Genomic DNA, 13,078 nt, shown 5'->3' with positions numbered 1-13,078 from the left:
CAACGGGACGCTTGCTGCCGGTCAGTCGGCGAGCTTCGGGTTCCAGGCCAATGGCACGGATACCGGAATAACCTTTCTGTCGGCTGATGCGGATGCTGACGGCGATGGCGAGGTCGATGATGGAACCGGCGGGCAGGCCGATGAACCGGTTGATGTTGTTGATGATGACACCAACGAAGGCACGGATGACGCGACCGGTGGTGATACCGATGGTGGCACGGGCGAAGACACCGCCAGCGACTTGACCGATGACGGCAACGGGCCGTTTGGCAGCGCCGACTACGCGGAAGCGCTCGATCTCTCCATGCAGTTTTACTATGCCCAGTACTCGGGTGAGCTGCCGGAGGATTACCCGATTTCCTGGCGGGGGGACTCCGCCCTTGAAGATGGATCCGATGTCGGTGTCGATCTCACCGGAGGCTGGTATGACGCTGGCGACCACGTCAAGTTCGGTCTGCCGATGGCATACACTGCCACGACGCTGGCCTGGGGCGGCATCAGTTTTGCCGACGGCTATCAGGCCGCCGGAACCTATGATGATCTGCTTAACCATCTGGAATGGGTGAACGACTACTTCATGCGGGCCTATGACGACAACGGCACGCCCGACGATTTGTCGGACGACGTGTTCTATGCGCAGGTCGGTGACGGCAACATCGATCATTCCTATTGGGGTGCGCCCGAGGACATGACGATGGACCGGCCAACTTATGCTGTGACCGCGGACAATCCGGGTACGGAAGTGGTCGCGGAAACCGCCGCCGCGCTTGCTGCTTCGTCGATCCTTTTCCGAAACGACGGACAAACGGAATATGCTGACGAATTGCTCGCTCAGGCGGAACAACTGTTCGCCTTTGGCGAGGCCTATCAGGGCAAGTATTCGGATGCGATCGAGGACGTCGGCCAGTTCTACAATTCCTGGAGCGGGTACGAAGACGAGCTGTCCTGGGCTTCTAACTGGCTCTATCAGGCCACCGGGGATTCGGACTATCTGGCAAAGTCGGAATCCTATTACACCGGAGGTGGTACGAACTGGGCCTATAGCTGGGACGAGAAGAGCCAGGCCACGGCTCTTCTTCTGGCCGGGCAAACCGGCAATCAGACCTATGTCAACGATATCGAAAACCATCTCGACTACTGGATGAATTCGATCGCGACGACGCCCGGAACTGAAACCAACGATGGGCTCGCCTGGCTCGATCAGTGGGGATCGAACCGGTATTCGGCCAATACAGCCTTGCTGGCTGTGCAATACGCACAGGATCTGGCGGAAGAAGACGCGGATGCCAATGCAGAGTTGATCGGGTCGCTCTACGAGTTTGCCAGCAACCAGCTCGACTACATGCTCGGCGACAATCCGGACGGTTTCAGCTATGTCGTTGGTTTTGGGGATGATTATTCGCAGAACCCGCATCACCGTGCAGCATCCGGGACAACCGACATCAACGATCCGGATCCCAACGAGTACACATTGAACGGTGCTCTGGTCGGCGGCCCGGATGTAAACGGAAACTACACCGATGACCGGTCGGACTTCATCTCCAACGAAGTCGCCATTGACTACAACGCAGGTTTTTCCGGCGCGCTTGCCGGATTGATCGACGGTGATGTCAATGACTGGTGGGCCTGACCTGACCCCGGGTGGTTGCATTTGAAAATAGAAAGGCGGGCCTTCATGAGGCCCGCCTTTTTCGTGAAACGGAATGTGCTGCCAGCCGGCTTGAGGTCAGGAGCCGCTCAAATAAAATGTGAGTGCGGTTTCAAGGCCATCGTTCCAGATCATCTTCAGCCAGTGATCGAAGGCTTCGGCGAAACCGGCATCATTGGCGATTGCTCCGTAGGTATGGGATTGTTCCAGCCATGCGTGGGGCCGGGTTCGGGCTTCTCGTGCCGTTGCGACAAGGTCGGCCCAGAACGGATCGTTCGGCTCGATCTCGCTGCCGTCTTCCCGGGTTCCGGCACACATGCGCGCCCAGGCGGCTTCGCCAAGGGCCAGCCCCTGGATGGGTGCGCCAGCAGCAAGCGCATCGCGGATTGTCGGCAGCACGAAGCCGGTGTGGCGCGAAGAGCCGTCGAAAGCCACACGGCGGGTGGTGTCGACGATGGCCGGGTTTGAAAACCGCTTGGAAATCAGGTCGATATAGGCTTCCGGCGGCATGTCGGGAACTGCGGCAACGTGAGGCGCAATCTCCCGGCTTGCCGTTTTTCGGAAGAAAGCGCCGATCAGCGGATGGTCCATGGCAGCTGAAATCGTCGGGACGGAGAGGACTTCGGCGGAATTGGCAAGCAGCTGGTGGCCTGCGTTCAAGAGCCGGATCTTCATCCGCTCATAATCGTGGACATGATCGGTAAAGGTCGCCCCGGCCTTGTCCCATTCCGGCCGTCCGGCGCAGAAATCGTCCTCGATCACCCATTGCCGGAAATTTTCGTGGGTCACCGGCACCTGGTCCGCAATTCCGATCTGTTCGGCAAGAGCGATCTCCTTCGGACCGGTTGCCGGCACGATGCAGTCCACCATGGAATTCGGAAAACTGCAGCGCTCGCCGATCCAGTCTGCAAGCTCCGGGTCCGACAACCGTGCAAGCGACACCACGGTCTGGCGCAGAATGGCGCCATTTCCCTGAAGATTGTCACAGCTCATCAGGGTCAGGGGACCGATACCTCTGTCCCGGCGCTGTTTCAGGGCAGCAATGATCGCACCGAATGCGGTGCGCGGACGGTCCGGGGTGGCGGCGTCCTGCCGGATGTCCGGATTGTCTGCGTCAAAGGCCTTTGTGGCCGGGTGGATGTAATATCCGCCCTCGGTCACAGTCAGAGAGACGATCCGGATCCGGGGCTCCGCGATCTTTGCGATCAGTGCCGCATTGCCTTCTTCGATTGGAAGGTAGCCGATCATCGAGCCGACGACTTCGGCGGATGTCCCCGACGGATCCAGTTCGATCAGCGTGGTCAGGCAGTCCTGCGCCAGAAGCTTGTCCCGCTGGGCGGCGTCAAAGGCACGCACACCCGCGCCGATGATGGCCCAGTCCTGATCGAGACCCGCATCGAACAGGCGGTGCAGATACCAGGACTGGTGGGCGCGGTGAAAATTGCCGACGCCGATATGCACGATGCCCGGGGTCAGACCGGAACGGTCATAGCGGGGAACCCGCACAGTGTCCGGCAAGTTGCCGATCGTCTTGTTGTTCAGGGGCTGCATCAGCTCATCCAGTTGCCGCCGTCGACATTATAGGTTTGTGCGACGATATAGTCGGCTTCACGCGAAGCCAGAAAGACCGCCATGCCGGTGAGATCGTCGGCGGTTCCCATCCGCCCGAAGGGAACGGCGGCACCGACAGCTGCCTTTTTCTCGCCCGGCTGCAGGCCTTCAAACTTTGCAAAAAGGGCGTCAACCCCGTCCCAGTGCTCGCCATCGACAACACCCGGTGCGATGGCGTTCACATTGATGCCGTGCTGGATGAGGTCGAGCCCGGCCGACTGGGTCAGGCTGATAATCGCGGCCTTGGTCGCACAATAGACGGCCACCAGCGGTTCGCCCCGGCGGCCGGCCTGACTGGCCATATTGATGATCTTGCCGCCTTTCCCGCGTGCAATCATCGATTTGGCGGCCGCCTGCAAGGTGAACAGGGTTCCGGCGACATTGATGCTGAACAAACGGTTGTAGCTCTCCCGGCTGATCTCGACGATGGGGGCGAGATCGAACAGGGCCGCGTTGTTGACCAGAATGTCGAGGCCGCCGGTTTTGGCCTCGACGCTGGCAATCGCCGCGTCGATGGAGGCCTGGTCGGTGACGTCCAGATGGACCGCATAAGCGTTCGGGCCGATCTCGGCCGCCGTTGCTTGCGCGCCTTCCATATTGATGTCGGCAATGGCCACCCTTGCGCCCTCGGCCACATAGGCTTTGGCAAAGGCCTTGCCGATGCCGCGTGCAGAACCCGTGATCAGGGCCGATTTTCCATCCAGGCGTTTCATGTGATCCTCAGGCCTTTGTCGTTGAAGCGGTGCAGTTTTGTCAGATCCGGGGACAGGTAGACCTTGTCGCCGTGGTGCAGTCCGATTTCCCCGCTGGCGCGTACCGTGATCGGGTCGGCAAGACCATTGACGGTGACGTGGAAGAAGCTGTCGGAGCCCAGATGTTCGGACACGCCGACAACACCCTGCCAGGCTCCTTCGGTCGATGAAATGCCGATATGCTCCGGACGGATGCCGATCGTGTGGGCATTTTGCTTTTGGGCTTGTGGCCCCGAAATCAGGTTCATCTTCGGCGATCCGATAAATCCGGCGACGAAGGTGTTGGCGGGTTCTTTGTACAGATCGAGTGGCGAGCCCACTTGTTCAATGACGCCCTTTTGCAAAACCACGATCTTGTCCGCCATGGTCATGGCCTCGACCTGATCATGGGTCACATAGACCATGGTCGTCTCGAGGTTCTGATGCAGCTCGGAGATCTCAAGGCGCATGTTGACGCGAAGCGCGGCGTCAAGGTTGGACAACGGTTCGTCAAACAGGAAGGCGGCGGGTTCGCGCACGATTGCGCGGCCGATTGCAACACGCTGGCGCTGACCGCCGGAGAGCTGCCCCGGGCGCCGGTCCAGATAGTCGGTGAGGTTCAGCACCTTGGCGGCGGCTTCGACCTTCCGGTTCTGGGTTTCCCTGTCGATGCCTGCCATTTTCATCGGGAAGGCGATGTTCTTGCGGACCGACATATGCGGGTAAAGCGCATAGGACTGGAACACCATGGCAAGACGGCGTTTGGCCGGCGCCAATTCGGTCGCATCCTGACCGTCGATCTTGATCTGGCCGGAAGAGACATCCTCCAACCCGGCGATGAGACGCAGAAGGGTGGACTTGCCGCAACCCGACGGGCCGACGAACACCACGAATTCACCGTCCTCGATGGTCAGATCCAGCGGGGGGATGACCTGGACGTCACCAAACTGCTTGGTGACCTTGTTGAGCGTTATCTGTCCCACGATAGCCTCTTATTTTACCGCGCCGAAAGTCAGGCCGCGGACAAGTTGTTTTTGGCTGAACCAGCCGAGGATCAGGATTGGTGCAATGGCCATGGTCGATGCCGCGCTCAGCTTGGCGTAAAACAGGCCTTCGGGGCTTGAGAAACCGGCAATGAACGTCGTCAGCGGTGCCGCATCGGCCGCCGTCAGGTTCAGGGTCCAGAACGCTTCGTTCCACGCCAGAATGACGTTGAGCAGCAGCGTTGACGCAATGCCGGGCAGGGCCATCGGGGTCAGCACATAGATGATCTCGGCCCAAAGCTCGGCCCCGTCCATGCGCGCGGCTTCCAGAATCTCGCCCGGGATCTCGCGAAAGTAGGTGAACAGCATCCAGACGATGATCGGCAAATTGGCGAGTGTCAGCACGATGATCAGACCGATGCGGGTGTCCAGAAGACCGAAATCCCGGAAGATCAGATAGATCGGAACAAGCACGCCGACTGCAGGCAGCATCTTGGTGGAGAGCATCCACATCAACACGTCCTTGGTTCGCTTGCCCGGCACAAACGCCATGGACCAGGCGGCGGGAATGGCGATTGCCAGTCCGATCAGGGTGGAGCCGAAGGAAATCACCACCGAATTCATGAAGTGCAGGAAATAGTTCGAGCGTTCCTGAACGGTGACATAGTTCTCCAGCGTCCAGTCGAACATCACGAAGGACGGCGGCGAGGCGATCGCCTCGGCCTCGGTCTTGAAGCTGGTCAGGATCGTCCAGAGGATCGGAAAGAAGATCGTGAATCCGACCGCCCAGGCAACCACCGTGATCAGCAGCTTCTTGCGGGGAGAGACAGCACGGGCCATGGCTTAAACATCCAGGTTCTTGCCGATCATCCGCATCAGGAAGATCGCGACAATATTGGCGAGTATGATGGCGATGACGCCGCCTGCGCTGCCGCCGCCAACATCGAATTGGAGCAGGGACTGCAGGTAGATGAGGTAGGTCAGGTTGGTGGACGCGGTTCCGGGCCCGCCATTGGTGGTGACCAGGATCTCGGCGAAGACCGACAGCAGGAAAATCGTCTGGATCAGAATGACGACGGTGATGGCACGGGCCAGATGCGGCAACACGATGTGCCAGAAGCGGCTGACAGCCCCGGCGCCGTCCATCTCTGCTGCTTCCAGCTGTTCGCTGTCGAGCGACTGAAGTGCCGTCAGCAGGATCAGAGTGGCAAAGGGCAACCATTGCCAGGCCACAATCAGGATGATTGAAAACAACGGGGCCTGCGCCAGGAAGTCGAAGGGCTCAACCCCGATCAGGTTCGCGAAATAGGCGAACAGGCCGTTGACCGGATTCATGAACATGTTCTTCCACACCAGTGCCGACACCGTCGGCATGATGAAGAACGGGGCGATCACTAGAAGCCGGACAATTCCCTGACCGAAGAATGGCTGGTTGAGCAACAGACCGAGCAGGGTCCCGCCGATGATGGTGATCACCAGAACACCGCCGACCAGAACAAGGGTGTTCTGGAGAGCTGCGTAAAAGGCGGGGTCGGTCAGAAAATACTCGTAGTTCGTCCAGCCGACAAAACCGGTCATGTCCGGCATGAGCAGGTTGTAGCGCTGGAAGGAGAAGTAAACCGTCATCGACAGCGGGATGATCATCCAGCAGAGCAATAGAAGCACTGCCGGTGAAATCATCAAACGCGCCGCTGCCCTGGAATGCTGCGTTGCCATTATCGGTCTCGAGATGTCAGCGAAGGGGAGGGGGCCGGCAGGATGATCCGTACTGCCGGCCCTGTCGAAGACGCCCTGTTACTTGATGTAACCGGCTTTCTTCATTTCCCGTTCTGTGAAGGATTGTGCACTTTGCAGGGCATTTTCAGCCGTAACACTGCCGGCCAGCGCTGCCGCGAAGGTTTGCCCGACCACGGTTGCCATGCCCTGGAACTCGGGGATCGCGACAAACTGGACCCCGACATAGGGAACGGGCTCGACTGTCGGCTCTTTCGGGTTGGCCGAATTGATGCTTTCCAGTGTTATGCCCGCAAACGGAACCTTCTGGTATTCCGGATTTTCGTAGAGCGAGGTGCGGGTTCCCGGAGGCACATTCGGCCAGCCTTCCTTGTCGGCGACCAGTTTGATGTAGTCCTTGGACGTTGCCCACTCGACGAACTTCTTTGCAGCAGCTTCCTGCTTTGTGCCGGCCGGAATGGCAAGTGACCAGGCCCACAGCCAGTTGGAACGCTTGCCAAGGCCATTGTCTGGCGCCATTGCAAAACCGACATTGTCGGCAACGGTCGACTGGTTCGGATCGGTCACGAAGGATGCGGCGACGGTGGCATCGATCCACATGCCGCATTTGCCCGACTGGAACAGGGCGAGGTTTTCATTGAAGCCGTTCGAGGTTGCCCCTGGAGGACCGTAGTTGTTCATCAGGTCCAGATAGAAGTCGAGCGTGTCCGCCCAGGCCTGGGTGTTGAACTGGGGCTCCCATTCCATGTTGAACCAGCGGGCCCCGAAGGAGTTCGACATGGCGGTGAGAAACGCCATGTTCTCGCCCCAGCCGGGCTTGCCACGCAGGCAGATGCCATAGACATCGTTGTCCTTGTCGGTCATCGCGGCTGCGGCCTGCTTGATGAAGGACCAGGTCGGGGACTCCGGCATCTCCAGATTGGCCTTTTCCATCAGGTCCGTGCGGTACATCACAAAGGAGCTCTCACCGTAAAACGGTGCCGCATACAGATTGTCATCGACGGTCAGGCCTTCCCGGATCGAAGGGATCAGGTCGTTGACGTCATAGCTTGCCGGAAGGTCGTTCAGGGAGACCAGCCAACCGGCCTTGCCCCAGATGGGCACCTCGTAAGTGCCGATGGTCATGATGTCGAACTGGCCACCTTTCGTGGCGATGTCCTGAGTAACGCGCTGGCGCAGGATATTTTCTTCCAGCGTGACCCATTTCAGTTCAATATCCGGGTTTTTTGACGTAAAGTCATCCGCAAGTTTTTGCATGCGGATCATGTCGCCGTTGTTCACGGTCGCGATCGTGATGGTTTCCGCGGCTGCGGATGTGGTGAGTGCCGCGACTGCGCATGCGCCGAGCAGCGCACCGGTACGAAATGCCATAGTTTCCTCCCAAAGGCGAGATTGGGCAATTGCCATTCTTGCGGGCAAATATTCAATTCGAAACAAGGCAGGAGTCAAGGCGCAAATAGGATGCGCCGCGGAATCTTTCGCGCTGCGTTGCAAAAATAGTATTAATTACAATATGTTATGATTGTTGGGCAAATGCCCGTTAAATGAGCAGTTGCTCTGCCGTTGCTTCATTGGTGATGAGTGCATTGATGAAACCGCCCTGAAGCGCCCCGGCAATTGCCGGGGCTTTGGCTTCTCCGGCCGCGACCCCGTAGACCGGTTTGTCTCCAGCCTGCCGCAAGGGAGCGCTTGCCACCAGATCGTTGGTGAGACCCTCGACCAGATGCCCCTCGGCGTCATAGACCCAACTGGTGATCTCGCCCACCGCACCGGCGCGCTCGAGCGCGCGCATCTCATCGAGGCTCACAAACCCGTCGATGGCAAGCGGTGCGGCCGGGCCGAGATTGCCGATGCCGACAAATGTGGCGTCGGCCTGCCGGGCAAGTTCGAGAATGTTGTGAACGGCTTCCTGATTGTGCAGCAAACCAAGCTCTTCGCGTGAGCGCGCAAACACCGGCAGCGGCATTGGATAATGCCGGGCATTGATCCGGTCGGCGAGGCGGATGATGACGTTATAGGCCGAGGCCGACCCGTCCGACATCATGTTGCCGAGCAACGAGACGATCCGGTGTTGCGGGCAGTCCATCGCCGGGAGCTGTTCCACGGACGCACGCAAGGTCCGGCCCGTGCCGAAGGCAATGATTTTGGGTTGCTGAGACCGGAAATGTTTCTCCATTTCCTCCGCAGCCGCATGTGCAAGGCCTGTCGTGGACGAGGGCGATTCCGGGTCGCTCGGGACAACCTCGCAGGCGCTCAGGCCGAACTTGTCGGTCAGCCGGTGACTCAACTCCATGCAGTGGGCAATCGGATGGTCGAGGCGAACCTTGATCAGCCTTTCGCTGACTGCGAGGGACACCAGACGCTGAGCAGACTGTCGCGAGACACCGAGTTTGCGGGCGATCTCGTCCTGGGTATTGCCGGCGACATAATAAAGCCAACCGGCGCGGGCGGCGTCGTCAAGGCGGGAAGGATCGGCGCTGGTTTTCTGGTTCATTTCGATTGCCCAAGTTTCAAGTGCCGCCCAAGCTGATAGAAACTGGCGAAACTTGCAAATACGCGGGATGCCCCGGCGCTTGCTTCGCGGTCTGAAGAAACCTCACGAAGATGCGACCCGCCGACAAACCGCCAGACCTGCATGCCCGCTGCCAGTCCGGCCGCGACACCGGTCTCGCTGTCTTCGATGACCAGACAGTTTTCCGGCCTTGCCCCGCGCTTTCCGGCGGCGAGCAGAAACAGATCCGGAGCCGGCTTGCCGTGCCGGACTTCGGACGCCGTCGTGATTCGCCCTTCGAACAGGTCGCCAAGGCCGGTTATCTCAAGCGAGCGGGCGACCCGCGGAGGGCTGGAACTGGTGGCGAGGCAGTAATCCACCCCGAGGGTCTCGATCACGTCCCGTACACCGGGAATGGCGGCAAGTTCGGTTTCGAATGCCTTGAGAAGACTGGCACGATAGGCCGTTTCGAACTCCGGTGTCAGGTCAACACCGAATTCCGAGCGGATCTGTTCAAGGACAACGGGATAACTCCGCCCCAGAAAATGCCGCGCAACATAGTCCAGTGTGATGTGCACATCGCGTTCCGCCAATTCTGCAACCAGCATGCGGGCGCTGATGACTTCGCTGTCGATCAGAACACCGTCGCAGTCGAAAATCACGAGATCTATGGGGGGCGGTCGGGTCACGGGTGTCTTGCCGTTGAGAGATTGGCCCATCGGGCCGCAGGGTAGGTGTTGAGCTAGCAAAGGCAATGGAAGTTCGTCAATCGGCAACTGGCGAATGTAACGGTTCGGGCGGCATTGTGTAATATGGTTACAATTTTGACGCTCCCGCCATTTTTCAAAAGCCTATATCAAGTCTCCGGATCAAGTCTCCGGCCGGCCACCTTGTGACGCGTGTCCGGAACCCGGAACCACAGGGAAGCACCGGAACAGCAGCATGGCTGCGAAGCTGGTGGCAACTGGCGGCAGGTCCGCCTGCTTTTTGGGAGATAGGAAACATGCGCAATATTCGAGCATTTTTGGCAGCCATTGCCCTGGGTGCCGCTGCAATTGCCGCGACTGGGAACACGGCACAAGCAGCGGTCACATCGGTCACGACTGCAAACGTCAATCTGCGGGCCGGACCGTCGACGTCCTATCCGGCTGTGACCACCGTGCCGGCGGGAACGGCTGTCGCGACATACGGGTGTACGTCGGGCTACGGCTGGTGCGATGTGTCCTTTGGCACCTATCGCGGCTGGATGTCGTCCAGCTACCTCCAGACTGTCTATAACGGGCGGCCTGTTGTCGTGACCCCGGCGGTGGCACCTGCGGTCGGGATTACGGTCGTCAACTTCAACCGTGCCTATTGGGATCGCTATTACCGGGCCTATCCCTGGTATGCGCAGTGGAACCGGTATCCGGCAGGGGCTGCAGCCGTTCGGGGCGGCACGGTTGCCGGACCCAATGGGACAGTGGCCCGTGGCGGCGCAATCGTGGGCCCTGCCGGCAATCATGTGCGCGGCGGCGCGGTGACCGGCCCGGACGGCAACACCGTCAGAGGCGGTACGGTTTGCGGGCCCCACGGCTGCGCGCAGGGCGCGGTTGGTCCGAATGGAGGCATTTGGCATCGATGACAGACAGGTGTTCGCGGCTTGCCGCCCGAACATGGAAAGGTCTGACGGGATTGGCCCGGGCGTCCGGGTCAAACGCCCGCTTCGTCGGGGAACGCCGTCAATGGTGCTTTCTTCCATTGACGGCTTCGCGGCCATTTTGTCATTAGGGGGTGGGTGTCAATGGTGAACCCGCGAAGCGGCGCTACGCGCCTTTGACACTCAATCCCTTATGGTTCACATGCAAACCGCTAAACGCGGTGTTCACCCCCATGTCCGAGGCTCAGCCAATGCAAGTGGGCATTGGTCAGACGTGTCAATGATTGAAGCGTTTGGTATCAGACCTGGAAAACGTCTGCCCACTCGGGATGTTTCTGGCGTTGGGCATTCACATAGGGGCAAAGCGGCATGATCTTGACGCTTTTCTGGCGCGCATCTGCGACCAGCCGTTCGACCAGCGCCTTTGCCACGCCCAGACCACGCATTGAATCCGGTACTCCGGTATGGTCGGCTATGATCAGGCCGTCATTCACCTTCGAAAAGGTGAGTTCCCCGGTCTCCTCGAACCCGTCCACCGTAGCGACATAGCGGCCTTTTGCGCCTTCTGTTTCCAGTGTGATTTCAGGTGTTTTGGTTTCGGTCATGCAAGTGGTCCCTGTCCTATGGCAAGAGAGTTTGAATGTAGCCCCCTGCAAGGAAGCCGAGTGTGAGGGTAATCAGCAGGCCGGCACCGCGCAGGTTTGGCGGCGCAGGCATTGGAATATGTAACAGGCGGCAGACCACCCCGATCGTGAACCCCAGGGCAATGCCCAAAATCGCCAGACCCATCAGTCTGCCTCCTTGTCCGAACCGTCATCACGGTTTGGCGCCGTGCTGACCGAATGTGACTTGCGGGCGCGCCATTCCGTAATCCGGTCCACGACCACATGGCCAACGGTCATCGATGCGACGACAAGGCTGCCTTCCAGAACGGGCGGAGCCGGCAGGGGGATGCCTGTCAGTTTGCATCCGGCACCGATTGTGAAAGCCACAATCACTCCGAGGGTATATTTGCCGTGTTGCACTCTTCGCTCCTTGACCGGACTGCGGAGCATGAACAACCAGGAGCCCCGGAAACCCTCCGGCCTCTTGGCCGTAGCGGTATCATCCCGGCAATCCGATGCTGATGGCAGCGCGCTTCGATGCGGTCACCGCAGCCATCATGGCAGGTGCACAGTCCATGACCTTCCTGAAGGCGCTTTAGTGTCCGGCCCGGCCCGCAGGCATGTCAATGGGGCTCCATGGGAAATAGGGTGGTTGCCGGGGCTCCGCCCACCAGAACGCTGGACGGAGCCTTGGGCTGTGTTACGCGGCCAGATCGAACAGCAGAAACTCGGCATCCTCCTGGGCCGCGATCCCGAGCGGACCCGCATCAAGCAGTCCAAGTCCGTCTCCTGCCTCAAGCCCTTGTCCATTGGCCGTCAGCTTGCCCCTGATCACCTGGATCCAGACCTTGCGGCCGGGGTTGATGTCATGGTTGACACTCTTGTCGGCCGACAGCAGCGATCCGTAGAGGTCGACATCCTGATGAATGGTCAGCGATCCGTTGCAGCCATCGCGGGACCCCATCAGCCGGAGCGTATCCTGCCGCCCGGCAAACGCCTTCTGCTCGTAACCCGGCTTTAACCCGTCGGCTTCGGGCACGATCCAGATCTGCAGGAAATGGACCGGGTCCGTGTCCGAATGATTGTACTCGCTGTGCGCAATCCCGGTCCCGGCCGACATGCGCTGCAACTCACCCGGCCGGATGACCGATCCGGTCCCGATGGAATCCTTGTGTTCCAGCGCGCCGGAAACGACATAGGAGATGATTTCCATGTTCTTGTGCGGGTGGGCCGGAAATCCGGCGGCACCGGCCACCCGGTCCTCGTTGATGACCCGAAGGGCGCCGAAACCGATATGGTCCGGGTCGAAATACTGGCCAAAGGAAAACGTGTGCCTGCTCTTGAGCCAGCCGAAATCCGCATTGCCACGGGCAGCTGAGGGGCGAAGCATCTGGGTCATGGGTCTGGTCCTTGTCTTTGAAGACGCTGTAGGCGGGAGCAGCTCGGGTCACCGCCGGTGTTGCGCCTAAGATCGGGCGGCTCATCGACATGAACAATGAGACATGGCGTTGACGATTAGTTTCCATAGACTGAACGATTGAACCTGAGCAGTAACCAGACCGAGGCGATTTTGGCTGGGTATGGCGTGGCCGGGTGAAGCCAAGCGCTGAGTGCAACACAATGTAAGCTGCTCAATCTG

At 59.6% G+C, this 13,078-nt stretch carries 14 protein-coding genes; 2 read left to right on the top strand and 12 right to left on the bottom strand.

Annotated elements, in window-relative coordinates:
* Positions 1 to 1,630 (top strand): glycoside hydrolase family 9 protein (locus E1297_RS08710; RefSeq protein WP_155136683.1); only part of this gene is annotated, 1,630 nt, incomplete at its 5' end.
* A 96-nt stretch (positions 1,631 to 1,726) separates the two neighbouring features.
* Here the strand turns inward: E1297_RS08710 and E1297_RS08705 are convergent.
* The 8 genes from E1297_RS08705 to E1297_RS08670 form a co-directional block, all read right to left on the bottom strand.
* Positions 1,727 to 3,199, bottom strand: a complete 1,473-nt coding sequence (locus tag E1297_RS08705) for a mannitol dehydrogenase family protein (protein WP_155136680.1) — start codon at positions 3,197 to 3,199, stop codon at positions 1,727 to 1,729.
* Positions 3,199 to 3,972, bottom strand: coding sequence for an L-iditol 2-dehydrogenase (locus E1297_RS08700; RefSeq protein WP_155136677.1), 774 nt, complete (start codon positions 3,970 to 3,972; stop codon positions 3,199 to 3,201). The genes E1297_RS08705 and E1297_RS08700 overlap by 1 nt, the downstream gene beginning before the upstream one ends.
* Positions 3,969 to 4,973 (bottom strand): ABC transporter ATP-binding protein, encoded by a 1,005-nt coding sequence (locus tag E1297_RS08695; protein ID WP_368669497.1) that lies wholly within the window; start codon positions 4,971 to 4,973, stop codon positions 3,969 to 3,971. The genes E1297_RS08700 and E1297_RS08695 overlap by 4 nt, the downstream gene beginning before the upstream one ends.
* Positions 4,974 to 4,982: 9 nt before the next feature.
* Complete coding sequence (locus E1297_RS08690; RefSeq protein WP_155136674.1) at positions 4,983 to 5,813, bottom strand: carbohydrate ABC transporter permease; 831 nt, start codon at positions 5,811 to 5,813, stop codon at positions 4,983 to 4,985.
* A 3-nt stretch (positions 5,814 to 5,816) separates the two neighbouring features.
* Complete coding sequence (locus E1297_RS08685; RefSeq protein ID WP_155136671.1) at positions 5,817 to 6,689, bottom strand: carbohydrate ABC transporter permease; 873 nt, start codon at positions 6,687 to 6,689, stop codon at positions 5,817 to 5,819.
* Between the two features lie 78 nt (positions 6,690 to 6,767).
* The gene (locus tag E1297_RS08680) at positions 6,768 to 8,078 is read right to left on the bottom strand and encodes a sugar ABC transporter substrate-binding protein (protein ID WP_155136668.1); all 1,311 of its coding nucleotides are present in this window, start codon (positions 8,076 to 8,078) and stop codon (positions 6,768 to 6,770) included.
* 169 nt (positions 8,079 to 8,247) lie between these two features.
* Positions 8,248 to 9,201: a sugar-binding transcriptional regulator gene (locus E1297_RS08675; RefSeq protein ID WP_155136665.1), complete on the bottom strand. Its 954-nt coding sequence runs from the start codon at positions 9,199 to 9,201 to the stop codon at positions 8,248 to 8,250.
* Positions 9,198 to 9,887, bottom strand: a complete 690-nt coding sequence (locus E1297_RS08670; RefSeq protein ID WP_368669496.1) for an HAD family hydrolase — start codon at positions 9,885 to 9,887, stop codon at positions 9,198 to 9,200. The genes E1297_RS08675 and E1297_RS08670 overlap by 4 nt, the downstream gene beginning before the upstream one ends.
* Positions 9,888 to 10,201: 314 nt before the next feature.
* On the opposite strand from E1297_RS08670, the gene E1297_RS08665 reads away from it, so the two are divergent.
* Positions 10,202 to 10,819, top strand: a complete 618-nt coding sequence (locus E1297_RS08665) for an SH3 domain-containing protein (protein WP_155136658.1) — start codon at positions 10,202 to 10,204, stop codon at positions 10,817 to 10,819.
* A gap of 314 nt (positions 10,820 to 11,133) precedes the next feature.
* Here the strand turns inward: E1297_RS08665 and E1297_RS08660 are convergent, their stop codons facing one another.
* From E1297_RS08660 to E1297_RS08645, 4 genes are all read right to left on the bottom strand, one after another.
* Positions 11,134 to 11,439 carry a GNAT family N-acetyltransferase gene (locus tag E1297_RS08660; protein WP_155136656.1) on the bottom strand — a complete coding sequence of 102 codons (306 nt, stop codon included), beginning with the start codon at positions 11,437 to 11,439 and terminating at the stop codon, positions 11,134 to 11,136.
* 16 nt (positions 11,440 to 11,455) lie between these two features.
* On the bottom strand, positions 11,456 to 11,623 hold the full coding sequence (locus tag E1297_RS08655; protein ID WP_155136653.1) for a XapX domain-containing protein: 168 nt from the start codon (positions 11,621 to 11,623) through the stop codon (positions 11,456 to 11,458).
* Positions 11,623 to 11,859, bottom strand: coding sequence for a DUF1427 family protein (locus tag E1297_RS08650; RefSeq protein WP_209015712.1), 237 nt, complete (start codon positions 11,857 to 11,859; stop codon positions 11,623 to 11,625). Before E1297_RS08650 ends, E1297_RS08655 begins: the two co-directional genes overlap by 1 nt.
* Positions 11,860 to 12,139: 280 nt before the next feature.
* Positions 12,140 to 12,838 (bottom strand): pirin family protein, encoded by a 699-nt coding sequence (locus E1297_RS08645; RefSeq protein WP_155136647.1) that lies wholly within the window; start codon positions 12,836 to 12,838, stop codon positions 12,140 to 12,142.
* Positions 12,839 to 13,078: the final 240 nt, after the last annotated feature.

It is taken from the genome of Roseibium sp. RKSG952 (genome assembly GCF_009711355.1).
The sequence above is the reverse complement of the archived record's forward strand: the minus strand, read 5'-3'. Positions and strand labels throughout refer to the sequence as shown.